We start from the raw sequence: 16682 nt of genomic DNA on the forward strand, positions 1-16682 counted from the left end.
GACGAGACTCACCTTACTTATCTACTTAGCTTAACCAGCCAGTACTTAGCGGTGGTAAAACAAGCGGTAAATACCGAACAAGCGAATGAGCAGTTGAAGCAGGCGCTTTCACTGGATTCGCCCAAAACGCTTTTCGCTCTAGCTTCTCTCGGTTTTAAGTTGGAAAACTGGCAAGCGCTGAACGCTTACGTTGATGAACTTAAGCCAGGCCTACTCTCCATCGAGAATGCTAGCGATATGGTTGCCTTTTCTAGTGCGATTGCTAACTGGGGCGCGTTCACTGGTGATGTGCGCATGCATGATAAAGCGTGGTTTAAGGCATTAGCAGAGCCAGTTCAGCTTAGTTTTATAGCACTTCAAAAAGCCGTCTCAGGGGTGGCCCAAGAGAGTTGGCGTGCTACTTCGAACTTGCTGTTCCCTAGCCAGATGAATACCACCGCAACACCGGAAGGTTTAGTCAGTAACTTGCGGCTGGTTATGTTAGAGGCCATCGTGAACCCAGAAGCTATCGTGGTTCATAATCCTGACTATCCCGCACAGTTTAAAACATGGCAGCGAAAGTTAAACACCGAAATGGCCACCATTCGTCATATTAGTCAGCTTCCCTCAGGAGAGGTGACGCCAAAGAACCACCAGATACAAACCATGCGCAGTGCTCAGCAGAAAATGCAGAAGTTGTTGAGTAGTGAGTTGCCAATGATGGTGATGCTTAAGCATGACGCGGTCAATAACACCGCCAAGCAAATGCTTAACGATGCAGTAGAACGCAGTTGGCAACAAGGTAAGCAGCTCACTCAAGCATCATGGGACAAATTGGGTAAAATAGGGGGCGTCGTCGCCATCCTAAACCTTTGGAACGTGTCGGTTGTTCTGCAAGACATCCGCCATAAAGCTGCGCAACACCCAAGTAGTAGCTTATGGACTAACCCTGCAATCAGAGAAGCGACCTATGCGACAGGTTATGCGGTCTCCGCTGTTACCGCTGTGTGGCGAGATGCTGCTTGGGACATTATTGTTAAAGATTCAGAATTGCTTAAAAAAAACCTTAACAAAGCAATGGTGACATCTAGTGTTTCAGAGGTGGCTACACTCAAAACTTTTGCGAAAACCACGGCGGCGGTCTCTTTGTTTGGCTTAATCGCGACAGGATTCGAAACATGGGAAAGCTACGATAAATTCACTGATTCAAGTCATGCGCCAATGGAACGGTTCGGCTATGGCTTAAAGTGGGGATCAACCTTGGCTCAAGCTTTCGTGTTTGGAGTACAATTTGTAGCCAATATATTGAGTCGTGGTAGTCTAATCAAGGTGAGTATCGGGTCTATTATCGCCTCTTGGATGCTTACTACACTTATGGTTACCGGTATTGTGTATTTGATTGCTGTTATCATCATTAATGTCTTTAAACGTTCAGAACTTGAGAAGTGGCTGCTTCACTCCATATGGGGCAAACAATCGAAGCAATGGAAGCCTATCGAGGAGTTAACTCACTTAGAGCACATTATTCATAAACCTCAGGTTCAGCTTAACTCAGTCCCTAACCGAAAACCTTCCCAATGGATGGACTCTGGTACCAACCAATGGCAATTGGAGTTGACCTTGCCTGCATTTACCATAGGCCAACGGATTGGCTTACAAATAACGCGTAAGCCCAAACAAGTTTATAGCTATGGCCCTACTGAGGCGATGCCAGCTGTTATGCTTAATGAGCAGAACGGCACATGGAGCCAAAAAAAAGAAGAAGGTAGCCCCGTCACCTATCGATTAGATTTGGGTGGTAGTACGGAGGATACCATCACGGTACTGGTTAGCATGCCGTTTAACTGGCAAGCCTCAAAGCATCAACAACTGGGCTATATAGCGTCAGGTAAAAAACAAGGTGATTTAACCGTAGAGCCTGCGCCAAAAGAATTTGGCACTCGTATTATTGAAGTGAGAATAGACCAATGAAGAATAACCAAAGCATAGAGTCTCTAAAGGAACAACTTTATAACGCTGATGTAGCCTACTCTTGGGAGCACAAAGGATATGGCGGTAAATACGATCGTCTAGGGATATGGGGAATGGCAATATTTGTTGGCTGTTCAATATTTGGCTTTTTTTGGCTTGTTCTTGATGATTTTACCGTAGATACCCCGATGTTTTGGGTGGCATTTGCTTTAATGACCATGATGGTATTGATAACAAGGTATCTGTATTTTCCTGATAAACATCGCTGTTACCACTTAACCTCACGGGGTATTCATTGCACGGAGCAAGATATGATCCCAGAGGTGGCTTATAAAATCGTGCGTGGTTTTGCTTGGGTGGGGATTGCGGTGTGTGTTATTGCGGTTTTGTTACTTGGCCCCTTGGCGCTTGTCGGTGCTGGGGCATTTGCACTGATGTCATTTGGGATGACCAATTTTAAACCAACCGTTGATAAGTGCTGTCTGTTAATTGATGATCGCAGTGTCGCCTTTAATCTAACGAATGATGGTGTGATGTCATTTGCTGTTTCTGAGAAAGGTGTGCATGCCTTCTCAGGTGATATCTATATCTCTCTTGAGCAAAAAGAAGAGTTACTTGCTTACTTAAAAAAGACTTTTCCCAACATAGAGATCGTCAAAATCAAAAGACTTAATGACCAATATAAACACCCTGTTTATCAGCAAGATGAAGAGAGTGCAACAGAATAACGCTCTCGCTTTCTCACAAACTCATCAGATTTGCGTGGCAGTACTGGTCGACACCATAACCATACTTTTTAGCATGCCGTTTAACTGGCGAGCATCAAAGCATCAACAACTAAATTATTTATCTAAGGGGTAAGTGAGCCAATGTGATGGTATCGCTTATCTGTACCCAGAAGTAGAAAACCCAAGGTGGTGAGCCTTGGGTTTGGTGTTTTAAAACGCTTCCATTAGACGTTTGTATTGAACATCGTCCTCGTACATTTTGTGGAAAATTTTGTACTTAGCATCATAAAAGTGTTTTATTTTCTCTGTCTGAGGCATCACGCTTTTGCTTATCCGACTCATCGCATTCATTGCATCTGGAATATCACTGTAGAACCCTGCGGCAACGGAGCCCAACATTGCAGAGCCAAGAAGTACGGCTTCACTCTCTTCTGGTAGTAGGATCATACAACCAGTCGCGTTGGCATGTTCTTGTAGAAAGACACTGTTTTTCGTACCACCGCCACAGGCCATAATGGTATCGATGTCATAGCCTGAGTCGTTCATCACTTCGATAATATGGCGTGTGCCGAGGGCGATGCCTTGAATGGTTGCAAGGTACTGAAATGCCATATCATCTAGCGTTTTTGACATTTTTAGTCCGGTGATTGTGCCAGTTAAATGAGCATTCGCTCTCGGTGAGCGGTTACCATGGAAGTAAGGTAGAACATGAATGTCTTTTGTCAAAAATGCGATGTCTTCTTTGTTACCAGCAAGTTCCAATAAGCGATCGTTTAATAGCTGATAAACGGTTTTGCCTTGTTTATCGGCTAGCTCCTTAGTGTTTTTGTACAGTGGGTGAGATGTGATGATATGGTCGATCAAAGCACCAGTGGCTGATTGCCCGCCTTCGTTGAGCCAATAACCCGGGATCATTGCACTGTAGTACGCTCCCCAAACGCCATCAATGAATCGAGCCGCCTTTGATGCAGCCATATGGCATGACGAGGTTCCGCCGATCAGAGCGAGACGTTTATTAAAGTCGGCTTTCTCACCCGTCATTCCAGAGGCACCAAGAACACCAATACCACCCGCATGGGCGTCAATAATGGATGTGCCCACGGCGGTTCCAGGGGTTAAACCCAAGTCATCGGCAGCGTGTACAGTTAGACCGTCACCGACAGGTTGGCCCATAGGAAGAATTCTGTCACCAATGGTTTGTGCATTGTCTTCCAGTAGGTCTTCGAAACCAATGAGTTCGAAAAAGCCTCGATCCCATTTGTTTTCATGGCCAAGGTATGTCCATTTACATACGGTTGAGCAAAGGGATCGACTAGCATCGAATGTTGCTTTCCAAGTTAAAAAGTCGGGTAGGTCGAAGAAGTAACCTGCTTTTGCCCATGTATTTGGCATGTTTTGCTTGAGCCAAAGCAGCTTAGGTGTTTGCATCTCTGGTGAGATACGGTTGCCCACATAAGCCAATACAGGATGCTGAGTTTTGTTGATCCGATCGGCTTGAGCAATGGCGCGGTGATCCATCCACATTACGACGTTTTGTTCGCTTCGCCCAGTAGGACTCACCGTGAGCGGCTGGCCGCTTTTATCCAACACGACTAATGAACAAGTCGCATCGAAACCGATGCCTTTGACTTGGATAGGGTCGATGTTGGCTTGGGATACCGCATCTTTAACCGCAAGACACACACATTGCCAGATGTCATCGGAAGATTGCTCAACGAAGTTAGCTTGAGGTTTGAACATCATGGTGTCGCGTTTGGCTTCACCCACTTTACGACCTTGTGCGTTAAAGACACCCGCACGCGCGCTGCCACTGCCTACATCAACGCCGATAAAATAAATACTCATATACTACTCCGTTAAGCCTTATTTTTTTGTAAGAAGATAAATAAGATCAAGATGCCGCCCCATAGCGCCATAGTGAGATAGCTGCTCACTCCCAGCAAATTAAAGCCACTTTCTAATGTTTGTAATACGATAAGTGCAAGACCAATTCCGATAATGCGTCCAAAGCCACCGTCAGGGTTAATTCCCCCGAGTACTGAAGCGAGAATTGCCGTCAGAAGATAGGATTCTCCGTAGCCAGCCTTTGCAGAGTTGAATTTTGCCATCATCACAATGGCTGCGACCCAGCAAAGCACAGAAGAGATGACATAAACGTACAAGGTTGCTTTTTGTGTGTTGATACCGGAGAAACGGGTGGCTTTTTCATTGGACCCCATCAGGTAGATAGTTCGACCTAAGCTGGTGTGCTCCAATAGTGCCCATAAGCCAATTGCAAAACCTACAAACAAGATCAAGGGCATAGGTACGCCAAAGATTGAGCCGTTGCCGAGTACCAAAAGGGTTTTAGGGAAACCCGAGATAACACTACCGCCAGAGATTAACACGTTAAGACCATTAATCAGGGTCATCGTCCCTAAGGTTGCGAGTATTGGTGAAACGCCAACGTACGCGATCAATGCACCATTGAGCAAGCCGATGACTGTAGCGGTAATCAGGCCTGCGAGAAGCGCCAAGACAAGCATTGCTGAGCTATCAGGCGCTTGCGTAATGATGCTTGCCATTATTAATCCACACGCGTTGGTTGTTGCAATGATCGACAGGTTGATACCGCCCGTCAGCATGCACACAGCCATTGCCAGTGCGAGTAAACCGAGCAGTGGCATTTGCGATGACATCGATTGTAAGTTATCAATGGAGAAGAACGCTTGCCCACTTGAGAATGCCATAACGGCGAGGATGCCAGCTAAGATCACCAGTAAGTAACGAATGTTCTTGTCTGTCGGCAGCTTTAAACTATTTAGCACTTGTTCCATGGTTTATGCCTCTTGTAGTGCTTGTTTTTTCTCATTGATTGCCGTCATACTGATGCTGCAAACAATGATTAAGCCAGTTACGACCGTGTGCCAATATGAAGGTACACCAAGTAACGTCAGACCGTTCTTAGCAACGGCGAGCAATATCACCCCAAGTACAACGCCAAACAGCGTACCTTTGCCTCCTGTCATACTTGTGCCACCAAGTACAACCGCAGCTAGTACCGTAAGCTCAAACCCCATAAGAGAGTTTGGAGCGACTGATTGGGTTATTTGGGTTTGAACCACAGAAGCAATGCCTGCAAGTGCTCCCATGTAGCCATAAACGAACAGATTAATACCAAATAGGTTAATACCAATACGACTCGCCGCGTCTGCGTTACCGCCGACCGCGTAAATCTGACGCCCCAAGCGTGTCTTAGACATCAGGAATGAGGTGAGGGCAATCATTGCTACTAAGGTTAAGATTGGAAGTGATAAGCCGTAGTCATAGCCGTCGCTACCGGTAAATGTGAATAGCTCAATACCATCCATAAACCAGTCAGGAAAACCGTACAACCATTCGCCGTTACTAAAGTAAATCAGTAAGCCAAAGAACACGTTCAATGTTGAAATGGTAATGATGATCGCTGGCACCTTGAGTTTGTAGACCAGCGTAGCGTTGATCATACCAAGCAACACACCCACGACGGTTGCAATAGCAAACGCAATCATGAAGTTACCACCAATCGTCAAAATGTATGTCGCGGTGATGTACTGTGCAATCGCAGCACTGGCTGGGAATGAGATGTCGATGCCGCCAGCGATAAGTACGACAAACAAACCACAAGCCATGATGCCTAGCAATGCCGAACTGACGGACATGTCAAAGATGTTTCCAAGAGTGAGGAAATCTTCTGAGGCAAAACTCAGCACTGCGACAATCAACACAATCATCAATGAGAGGTAGAACTCATGGCGTTTGCTGAATGAAGATAAGGAACAACGAAACTGGTTAAGCATTGACGGCCTCCATGATTTGTTGCTCAGTAGAGTGAGCGGGTTGGAAATCATGAGTAAAACGTCCTTCTTTCATCACAATCACGCGATGACTGTTGTAGAACACTTCGGGGATTTCATCGCTGACCATGATGATTGCCATTCCTTTTGCGGCAAGATCTTTTGCGATGGTGTAGATTGCTTCTTTATTGGCAACGTCGACACCCACGGTCGGAGAGTCAAGGATGAGCACTTCTGGCTCTGCGGCTATCCATTTTGCGATAGAGATACGCTGCGCATTACCACCGGATAAACTGGTTACTGGGAGTTTTGGATCCGCGGCTTTGATGGACAATGAACAAATCAATCTATCGACGAGCTTGTTTGCCTTTAGATGGTCAAGAAAACCTGAGGGCTTCTTAAGTCTGTGCATTACTGAGGCGGTAATGTTGTCTTGAATCGCTTGTTCCATCACCAACCCAGTCGACATGCGGTCTTCAGAGACATAACCGATACCTTGAGAAATTGCGTCACGATTAGATTTGAATGTGGTTGGTTGGCCGTTGATGCGGATAACGCCGCTGTCTGGTTGAGTCATGCCGAACAATGCCATACACAATTCGGTTCGTCCTGCGCCAAGTAAGCCGGTAATGGAGACGATCTCTCCTGCACGAACTTGAAATGAAATGTCGTCAAATTGGCCACGTTTCGACAGATGTTCTACTTCAAGTTTAACGGCACCTTGCTGGTGGTAATCGGCAAGAGGAGTGAATTCGAATCGTTGTCCGGTCATTAGAAAAGCCAATTCGTCACTGTCTACTTGGTCAGCTTGATAGGTTCCGATGGTGCGGCCATCACGAATGACAGTGATTCGGTCGGAGATCTCCATTACTTCATCAAGCTTGTGGCTCACAAAAACCACTGTGACGCCTTTGGATTTAAGGTCTGCGACCACGTCGATGAGGTGATTCACTTCGGTGCGAGTGAGTGAGGCGGTTGGCTCATCCATGATCATTAATTTGGCATCAGATGCCATAGCTCGGCAAATGGCGACGAGCTGACATTCGGCAATTGAAAGCTGCTCAACGCGTTTATCCAGTGGTAATTTGACACCTACTTTTGCCATTGCTTGAGTTGCAATGCTCTGAATACGCCTCTGTTGCACCAGTCCTTTTGTCCATTCTACATGATCCTGAATGGCAATATTCTCTGCGACAGTTAAGTTTGGGAATAGGGATAAGTCTTGGTAGATAACTTGAATGCCGTGTTCAATTGATTGTTGTGGGGTGAGTCGAGAATAGTGTTTGCCCGCTAATGTGATCTCAGCGCCTTTCTCTGGTGCGTGAACGCCAGATATCACTTTAAATAATGTGCTTTTCCCACAGCCATTTTTGCCAGCTAGGCAGTGCACCTCACCTTGATTGAATGTTAGGTTTATCCCATCCAATGCCTTGACGGAACCAAAGTGCTTGGATACTTGCTTGAGGGTAATAAAAGGAGTTCCAGACATGATCATTTCCAATAAGGTTGGGCGGCGTTGCACCGCCCAATTTAAAACAGGGTTTGTTTAGCTTAGAAACCAAGCTGACGTGCGTTGGTTTTATCCACTTCTAGAATCTTGTTAAACTTGATCACGCGGTTTTGCGCATCGATTTCTGCATCGCCTAGGCCTTGGACATTGACCCCTTGAGATACGTCTTTACCTTCGAGCATTTGTTTAGCAACGGCAACCAAGGCGTAGCCCGCATCTGCAGGGTTCCACAAGAAGCCTTTATCAATCTCGCCACGAGCTAAGTACGGAGCAGCTTGGCTTGGCATCATAATACCCACGACGCTGATTTTGTCTTTTGCGCGTTTCTTCTTAATGGCTTCACCTGCACCGATGCCACCTAATGAACCGTAAGAAACGATGCCAGCCATATCTGGGTGTGCTTTCATCAGGTCATTCGTTGCGGCATAAGATTGATCGATGCTTTCAGCAACTGGCATACGGCTAGTGACTTCATACATTTCTGGGTAGGTTTTCTTTTGGTAATCGATAGCTAGATTTGCCCAGTTGTTATGCAGTGGCACCGTTAATGAGCCAACATAAACTGCGTAACCACCTTGCTTGTTCATATTTTTTGCAAGCTCATCCATGGTTGCTTTCGCGTAGGCTTGGTTATCAATCGTTTCGATATCCCAATCCGCACCATGTCCATCTGGTGACTCATGGGTTAACACGATAATCCCTTTCTCACGAGCTTTTTTAAATACTGGTTCCAATACAGTTACATCATTCGGAACCACAGTAATTGCATCAACGCCTTTGGCAATTAAGTCTTCAATAATTTTAACTTGTTGCGCTGGATCTGGAGTGGAAGGACCAAGCTGGCGAGCTGTCACGCCGAAATCCGTAGCTGCTTGCTCGATCCCTTTGTTCATTTGGTTAAACCAAGGAATGCCAGACACTTTAACTACATTTACGATTTCATAATCTTTAGCTTGAACGCCGGTAGCAGCAAGGGCTAGCGTTACAGCTGCCGCTTTCAGTAAGACCTTTTTCATCTTCATCAATCCTTTATTTGTTATGTGTAGGGTAAGTTGAACCGATGAGATGATCTTAAGGTGTATTTCAATAGAAGATTGAGCACCAGAGATTGAATTGTGATTTACACACGTTAATGAAAAATTTCCTAGTAAATTATGTTAAATAATTGTGATTATGGAAGTGTGACGTAATTTAGGGATCAGTTGTTATCATTGTGGGTATCAAAAATATAACAATTAGATCATTTTTTTTACGCGCGTGTTGGGTTTTGAAAATGAGGGCAGATGGTGATGAGCAGAAAAGGCTCTTAATGAGAGATTAATTGATAAATGGGGGATTTAATCACAATAAATAGCAACTTGATAATTTGTTACATGGCTTGTGAGTGATATTTATCATCTGCGCTCATGAAAAGAATAAGAAAGAACGCAGGCGGTTTGTAATTATATAACGAATACTAGTGTGTTTGGCTTGATCAATTAGACTCAGTTCGCTGGTAGTAGAGGGCGCACCGGGTATCTACAGCATTCAGCGTCTTTTGGTATTACGGTGGGGAAAGCATCCCGAGGAAAAGGCTTTGTTCTATTTGCCGACGTTAGTTTTGACTGGAGAAGTAAGCGGCAATGTCTTTTAGATCTTGATCATTAAGGCGTGAAAGCTGACCTTTCATCATTTCTGCCAGTGGTCCAGTCCGATTACCTTGCTGATAATCTTTCATAGATTGGTATAGATACTGAGCGTTTTGACCATTGATGTTAGGGTAAGACGGCTTAACCGCTTGCCCAGTTTGACCATGACAAAAGATGCAGCTTGGCGCTTTGATTTTGCCCAGTTCTGGGTCGCCGAATGATTCAGCTTGAGAGAAGGGTGACAATAACAGTAGAAGTAAGAAGACTCTTGCCATCAGTTGAACTCGGTAAACAATGATGGAGCTAGAATAAAGCTTCCCCTAAGGGGAAGCTCAAGAGTTTGAAGTCATTATTGGCTGTACTTTGCCAGTTTTGCTAGCAAAGTATCAATATCTTCGCCTGTGACGTCTTTATGAGTGACGAAGCGGATTGGATTTCCTGGTGAGACTGTGATGCCATCGTCTGCCAGTTTTGCCGCGATCTGTTTGATATCAATGTTCTCATCGAGTTTGGCAAACACAATATTCGTTTCTACCAACTCTGGTTTAACATGATAACCATCGATCTTGCTTAGGCCTTCAGCAAGACGTTTAGCGTTGGTATGATCTAACTTGAGTTGTTCAACTTGCTCAGTTAATGCGAGTTTGCCGGCCGCTGCCAAAATACCGGCCTGACGCATACCGCCACCGACCATTTTACGTAAGCGACGAGCTCGGGCGATAAATTCGCTGCTGCCTAGTAGCAAAGAGCCAATCGGTGCTGCGAGTCCCTTTGACAAGCAGATAGTCATGGAATCAAAGTATTGGGCAATCTCTTTAACATCGATATCCAGTGCGACTGCTGCGTTGTAAACACGCGCACCGTCAAGATGAAGCATTAAACCGTGGTGATTAACAAACTCTCGCGCTTGTGCCAAATAGCTAAGCGGTAGCACTTTGCCATTAATGGTGTTTTCGAGGCTGAGTAATTTAGTTCGGGCAAAGTGTGAGTCATCCGGTTTGATCGCTGCTGCGAGCTTTGCAAAATCGAGCGTCCCGTCTGGGTTGTTTTCAATCGGCTGAGGTTGAATTGAGCCAAGTACTGCGGCACCTCCAGCTTCGTACTTATAGTTGTGCGCTTGCTGACCACATAAATACTCATCGCCGCGCTGACAGTGAGCCATTAAGCCAAGTAGATTCGCCTGAGTACCCGATGTGGTAAATAGTGCGGCTTCGAAACCGTGTCGCTGCGCAGCCCATTGCTCCAACTCATTAACGGTTGGGTCATCACCATAAACATCATCACCGACAAGCGCTTCACTCATCGCTTTGCGCATTGCTTCGGTTGGTTTGGTTACGGTATCAGAACGAAAATCCATAAATTAATCTCCTAAATATATCCACATAGCTTGGCTTTGCTTAAACACGCGATCGTTTTAGCATCGGTGATTTCGCCTTGAATGATTTTTTGTTCGAGTTGTTCTATCGATAGCGAGATAACGTCGATGACCTCATCTTCGTCGCACTGGTAACGTTGCGTATGGCTCAGATCTTTCGCGACGAATAGGTATTGAATTTCATCACAGAAACCCGCGAGAGGTGTTACCTGTCCTAGAGATATCATGCTTTTTGCGCTGTAACCAGTCTCTTCTTCAAGTTCTCTGTGGGCACAAGCCTCGACGGGTTCGCCACTCTCTAGCGTTCCAGCGGGTAACTCCAGAAGCCATTTTTTCAATGAAGGTCGGTACTGATTGATAACAATGATCTGTCCATCGTTATCGATCGGAAGAATCACAGTCGCTCCAGGATGAGAAATGGTGGTGTGGGTGATGTTTTTGCCATTGGGAAGCGTCAGATTTTCTTCTATCAAAGAAATGCTTTTCCACGAATGGATAGTTTTGGTTTGATTTTCCATTGAATCGCTTTATTCGTCCATAGCTCTAGACTGGCCTACATTACAGCTTCAGCTTGCAGAGATAAAGATCAATTCCATTCCTAGTTGCTGAGTAGGTTATGCAGAACAGTGATTAAACTATCAAAAGTGCAAACATTGATTTCTAGGCGTTACGTAAAAACCGCATCTGCTATAAAGATCCGTCCAATCAAACAAATGCACTTGTAACAAAATGATAACAAATGTATAAAATTATACATACAAGGTTTCAAGGTGTCCCTAGGAGAGCACGAAAATGATTAGCCCAAATCGAGTGTCTCACTCACAAAAAGCATTGCTCTCTGAACGGATCAGTAAATTGGCTCAAGCGCTTTCTGATGGTGTGTATGAAAGAGAAGAAACCATCAAGCTCTGTTTGCTAGCAGCGCTAGCAGGTGAAAGTGTTTTCTTACTTGGCCCTCCGGGTATTGCCAAGAGTCTGATTGCGAAACGTCTTATTCAAGCCTTTGACAACTCTTCTTATTTTGAATACTTAATGACCAGATTTTCGACGCCTGAAGAGGTGTTTGGCCCACTTAGTATTCAGGAACTCAAAGACAACGGTCGTTATCTACGTCTAACTGAGGGCTATTTGCCGACAGCGCAAGTGGTGTTTCTTGACGAAATCTGGAAAGCAGGCCCAGCAATTCTTAACACGCTACTTACGGTGGTTAACGAAAAAACGTTTAAAAATGGCAGCGATATCCATCGAGTACCAATGCGTTTGTTGGTGTCAGCCTCCAATGAACTACCGGATGAAGATAGCGGGCTAGAAGCGCTATATGACCGAATGCTAGTACGAGTGTTCGTCAATCGCATTCAGAACAAGAACAACTTTAAGTCGATGTTAACGGTTGGTACACCACAAGAAGCCGCTATTCCGGAAGGTCTTGCGATTACCGATGAAGAGTATCATCAGTGGCAGTCCGAACTGGATAAACTTGAATTGTCAGATGAGGTGTTCGAAAAACTTTTCGAACTGAAAACGATGCTAGAGAATGCGGCGACCTCAACAACGGGAGGCGATGTTGTCGATACCGACATGTATGTCTCAGACCGTCGCTGGAAGAAGGCGGTAAAACTCCTTAAAGCGAGTGCTTATTTCAACGGTCGTGATTCAATTAATCCTCTTGATTTACTCCTGCTGCAAGATTGTTTGTGGAACAGTCCTGAATCACGTGATGTTGTGCGTAATGTCATCAAGCAGTTTGCTCTTAATCACGCGTTTGACCAACAGGAAGTCGAGCAACAAATCACCCTGTGTCGCGAAGAGCTTGGCGATATTCAAGAAGCGCTGGAGTCACAATTTGGCATAACACTGGGTACAGAAACAACAACGGGTCTGATTAAGAAGCAGATTCACAGCTACGATATTTCAAATGCCAAGAGCTACAAAGTTGGCAGCGCATTTGATTTGGTCAAGTTGGTTTTACTCCAAAGCAATATGTCGGTTTCCGAATCGGAGAAGGGCGACAGCCGTTGGGTGTACGTGCCTAAGAATGAGTTAGAGCGAGTGATTAAAGATGGTCAGGGTGATGTCTATGGCTATGTTAATCAGAACACCAATATGTGTCGTCTGCGCTTCGACCTCGATGCGGCGAATAATCTTGTTATCAAAGATATTGCTAATCGCGCTGTGTTGGTCTCTGTCGTAACCAACAAGGGGCTAGATGAGTCACTTTATCAAGAGTGGTTAACTAAGTCAGAGCAGGCGATGTCACAGCTAGAAAATGCCGAACATCACTTACGCAAAGTTCGCTCTAACTTCCATGGTGCGTTACCACACGGCTTTATTGATCAAGAACTACCACGAGTAATGGAGGCGAGCTTGCAGAACCTTCAACAAGTATTGGAGTCGACCAAGTCTGAATGTGAACGTACGGTTTTCCGTTTTAAAAACTTAAACCAGTTTTTCTCATAAGGAGCCGATATGTTAGGTGCCGACGGATTAAACTTAGCTCTGGCCATCGCCGACTCGGGGATTATCGATTCTGCGGTTAACGATCTCATTGCTCGTTCACAAGTGATGGTGATGGCAGAGAATCGCGGTGTGAAAAGCTCGGTTAAAAATCACCTGCTTAAATGGCGTGGCAGCGTGAAGAAACGCATCACTAAAGTGTGTGAAACAGAACGTTTTCAGCAAGAACTGGCGCTGTATCAGGAAGTGATTCATTGGGATGAAACACAGTTCTTTGAAGAGATTCCTCAAGTGATCACAAAACTAGAATGGCATTCCGCGTTCTATCTAAAAGCCCGCCGTTTAATGGAAAAAAATAAGGGTCTCAACAACCCTATGTTTCCCCATTACTTTTGTGATCAATGGTACCAAAGCCTTTCCGATGCTTTGCGCCAGGCTCAGTTAAATGAGCTTGAAGTCAGTAAAGAGAAAGTCCTCAAAGACCTCTATCAGCGCATGGAAACCATGAAAAACATGGATAAAGTGACGGAAGAGGGGGACGAAGGCAGTGTGGGTCGATTGTGGGATATGGCGTCCGCGAAGCTAAGCAAATCTGACTTGACAGTGATGAAGCGTCATGCGGAATTTCTGAAAAAGAACAAAGGCTTGCAAGAAATTGCTGAGCAGCTTGGTCGAATGGCTGGGCAAGTTGATGATCCAGAGCTACAGCGCGCACCAGCAGAAGAGTTGCAAATGGTCGAAGAGAAATCCGACGAAGCAACAGATGATATTGTCGGCATTCACCAGAGTGACGATCTCAACAAGCTACTGCCTAATGAAACCATGTTTCTTGCCTATCCAGAGTTGGAAGTGGTGTTCTACAAACATTTAGTCGATAAGCGATTGATGAACTACCGCATGCAGGGCAAATCAAGAACCCTGCGCAAGATCCGAGCACAACAACCAGACCACAAGCAAGTTGATGTTGAAAAAGGGCCATTCATCGTTTGTGTTGATGCGTCTGGTTCAATGAGTGGCTTTCCAGAGCAGTGTGCAAAGGCGATGGCCTATGCCTTGATGCAAATTGCATTGGCTGAAGACCGCGAATGTTACGTGATTCTGTTTTCTACTGAGCAGATAACCTATGAGTTGACGAAGCAAGATGGTCTGCGCGAAGCGAGTGATTTTCTTACTTACAGCTTTCACGGTGGTACGGACTTGGAACCTGTGCTGATGAAGTCGATCGATTTGATGTGCGGCGACAAATATCGCAATGCTGACATGGTGGTTATTTCTGACTTTATCGCACCTAAGCAGTCAGATGAGATGGTGCAACAAGTCGAGAAGCTTAAAGCGCGTAAAAATCGATTCCACGCGATCAGCTTATCAAAGTATGGCAACCCTCAGTTGATGTCGATGTTTGACCACACGTGGGCTTATCATCCGAATCTCGTCGGTCGCTTGATGAAAAAATGGTAGATAAAAAAGGAGCGCGATGCGCTCCTTATTACTTTAGATCGCCAGTGGCATTTCGTTAGAGGGATCGTGCTTACGGTAAACACGAATCAGACCGAGCAAAGCGACAATTGACATGACCAACATCAGTGCACCGAGCGGCATCTGGTCCGGTGCAGGAATCATAGATGCACCAAGGGTTGCCAATCCCGCGCCCAAGTTTTGCATTCCACCGAGTACCGCACCACCTGTTCCAGCATGATAAGGCAAAGGTGATAGCGCACCTGTCGTTGCTGCTGGGAATAATATGCCAGCGCCTAAAAAGTAGATGGTCGCACCGCCAATGAGCGTTAAGGCACTTGTTTGACCTAGTAATCCAGGTAACAGAACCACGAGTGAGCCAGCCATAATAGCGACCAGTCCGACACTCAAAGCGTGTTTTTCATTTTTTCTCGTCGCGATAAAGCTAGATAACGCAGCACCAACCAAGTAACCCGGAATCGGTAGGACAAACAGTAGGCTGACAGTCGTTGCTGGCAATTTCAATACGCCACCCAGCAAGACACCCGCGGCAGCTTCAAAGATAGCAATACCTGAAAATGTTGCGACTAAGCAGAGCAGATAACCTTGAAAACGGCGATCTGACAATACATAACGATAGCTACTGGTGACTTTCTCATAACGACGTTTTTCACGAGGCAGGGTCTCGATAAAGCTTGTCAGCATTGTAATCACAACAGCAATACCAAATAGCTCTAAGAACATGTAGCTTGAACGCCAGCCGAATGATTCGGTGAGATAGCCACCCAAAACCGGAGCAATAAGAGGTGAAAAGATCACGCACATGCTAATCAAGCTATTCACCTTGTGCAGCTCGCTGCCATCAAACAGATCGCGAGTTAGTGTGCGAGACATAGCACCACCACAACCGATGCCTAGGCCTTGGATAAAGCTACCGGCTAGGAACCAATCGTAGTCGTGGGCAAAGAGCGCCACAAGTGTGCCTGCGATATAGATCAGCAGTCCTGCAACGATGATTGGTTTGCGCCCCAGACGGTCTGATAGCGGTCCATATACGAACTGCGAGAAACCGTAAGGGATCAGATAGCAGGCCATTACTGCTTGAAGTGCAGATGGACTAACTAAAAACTCATTTGCCATATGGCCAATAGATGGCACGTACATGGTTTGAGTCATTTGACCCACAGCAGTCAGAATAGCAATTAGAAAGGTTAACTTAATTACTTGAGCAGAGGCGGACATTTCTACAACACCTAAAATCAACGCGAAAAACATTAGCCTTGCAGTAGCAAAGCTAATAACTAAAACAAACAAAGGGGACTATCAGGCGCGAGATATTAAGGGGGCTTTCAGTTTCTATCAATTAAAAAGTGTGAACTGACGCAAGATAAAAATTTAAGATTTGGATTAGAAAATCTAATTCAAAATTATTATATGCTGGTGGATGAGTAATTATGCGATGGGCAGACTAGATAGGCATTTGCGACATAGGCAGAGGTCATTATTATCCAGTTTAGAGGTATCGCGTTTTTCGATAGCAAAACACCAGCAAGTCGCTTTACCCTGACTGATATCGCATTGGGCTGCTTGGTTGCATGAAGGACAAGTATGGCTGGAGTTTTCACCACTGAGATTCGCCATGGTCTCATCCCTGTCTTGATCACTCAAATGTCGCCAGTTCACTACTTCATCTATCGTACGGTAGCAGCCGCTACATATACCTTCGTTATTCTTACACGCAGCGATACACGGAGTTTTCACGTTATT

13 protein-coding genes and 1 pseudogene are annotated in these 16682 nt (G+C 45.4%); 4 read left to right on the forward strand and 10 right to left on the reverse strand.

The genetic code is table 11. The features are described from left to right. Both ACQEXR_RS15095 and ACQEXR_RS15100 read left to right on the forward strand, forming a co-directional pair. Window positions 1-1950, forward strand: a pseudogene (locus tag ACQEXR_RS15095) (hypothetical protein); the annotation flags it as partial. After that, window positions 1947-2678 (forward strand): hypothetical protein, encoded by a 732-nt coding sequence (locus ACQEXR_RS15100; RefSeq protein ID WP_426950149.1) that lies wholly within the window; start codon window positions 1947-1949, stop codon window positions 2676-2678. The pseudogene ACQEXR_RS15095 and the gene ACQEXR_RS15100, both read left to right, overlap by 4 nt. Window positions 2679-2888: 210 nt before the next feature. Here ACQEXR_RS15100 and ACQEXR_RS15105 read toward each other — a convergent pair whose 3' ends face one another. The 8 genes from ACQEXR_RS15105 to ACQEXR_RS15140 all read right to left on the reverse strand — a co-directional run bounded on the left by ACQEXR_RS15105 (window position 2889) and on the right by ACQEXR_RS15140 (window position 11524). After that, entirely contained in the window at window positions 2889-4523 is a 1635-nt protein-coding gene (locus tag ACQEXR_RS15105) for an FGGY-family carbohydrate kinase (RefSeq protein ID WP_426950151.1), read from the reverse strand. Between the two features lie 11 nt (window positions 4524-4534). Then, entirely contained in the window at window positions 4535-5494 is a 960-nt protein-coding gene (locus ACQEXR_RS15110) for an ABC transporter permease (protein WP_331417717.1), read from the reverse strand. 3 nt (window positions 5495-5497) lie between these two features. Further along, window positions 5498-6496, reverse strand: a complete 999-nt coding sequence (locus ACQEXR_RS15115) for an ABC transporter permease (protein ID WP_426950152.1) — start codon at window positions 6494-6496, stop codon at window positions 5498-5500. Further along, complete coding sequence (locus tag ACQEXR_RS15120) at window positions 6489-7982, reverse strand: sugar ABC transporter ATP-binding protein (protein WP_426950154.1); 1494 nt, start codon at window positions 7980-7982, stop codon at window positions 6489-6491. Before ACQEXR_RS15120 ends, ACQEXR_RS15115 begins: the two co-directional genes overlap by 8 nt. A 62-nt stretch (window positions 7983-8044) precedes the next feature. Next, the gene (locus ACQEXR_RS15125) at window positions 8045-9019 is read right to left on the reverse strand and encodes a substrate-binding domain-containing protein (RefSeq protein ID WP_331417720.1); all 975 of its coding nucleotides are present in this window, start codon (window positions 9017-9019) and stop codon (window positions 8045-8047) included. Between the two features lie 578 nt (window positions 9020-9597). Then, window positions 9598-9906 carry a c-type cytochrome gene (locus ACQEXR_RS15130; RefSeq protein ID WP_427020665.1) on the reverse strand — a complete coding sequence of 103 codons (309 nt, stop codon included), beginning with the start codon at window positions 9904-9906 and terminating at the stop codon, window positions 9598-9600. A 74-nt stretch (window positions 9907-9980) separates the two neighbouring features. Then, entirely contained in the window at window positions 9981-10988 is a 1008-nt protein-coding gene (gene ltaE, locus ACQEXR_RS15135) for a low-specificity L-threonine aldolase (protein WP_427020666.1), read from the reverse strand. Between the two features lie 11 nt (window positions 10989-10999). Continuing rightward, window positions 11000-11524, reverse strand: a complete 525-nt coding sequence (locus ACQEXR_RS15140; RefSeq protein ID WP_331417722.1) for an NUDIX hydrolase — start codon at window positions 11522-11524, stop codon at window positions 11000-11002. 274 nt (window positions 11525-11798) lie between these two features. Between ACQEXR_RS15140 and ACQEXR_RS15145 the strand changes: the two genes are divergently transcribed. Beyond that, a complete protein-coding gene (locus ACQEXR_RS15145) occupies window positions 11799-13463 on the forward strand; it encodes an ATPase RavA domain-containing protein (protein ID WP_427020667.1) in 1665 nt (554 codons plus the stop codon). Window positions 13464-13472: 9 nt separating this feature from the next. Beyond that, on the forward strand, window positions 13473-14918 hold the full coding sequence (gene viaA / locus ACQEXR_RS15150) for an ATPase RavA stimulator ViaA (RefSeq protein WP_426950158.1): 1446 nt from the start codon (window positions 13473-13475) through the stop codon (window positions 14916-14918). A gap of 33 nt (window positions 14919-14951) precedes the next feature. Here viaA and emrD read toward each other — a convergent pair whose 3' ends face one another. Further along, entirely contained in the window at window positions 14952-16157 is a 1206-nt protein-coding gene (emrD, locus tag ACQEXR_RS15155) for a multidrug efflux MFS transporter EmrD (RefSeq protein WP_427020668.1), read from the reverse strand. Window positions 16158-16367: 210 nt separating this feature from the next. After that, a complete protein-coding gene (locus ACQEXR_RS15160) occupies window positions 16368-16676 on the reverse strand; it encodes a cysteine-rich CWC family protein (protein WP_427020669.1) in 309 nt (102 codons plus the stop codon). Window positions 16677-16682 lie beyond the last annotated feature (6 nt).

It is taken from the genome of Vibrio sp. TRT 2004, from assembly GCF_050113735.1.
Taxonomy (GTDB): Bacteria; Pseudomonadota; Gammaproteobacteria; order Enterobacterales; family Vibrionaceae; genus Vibrio.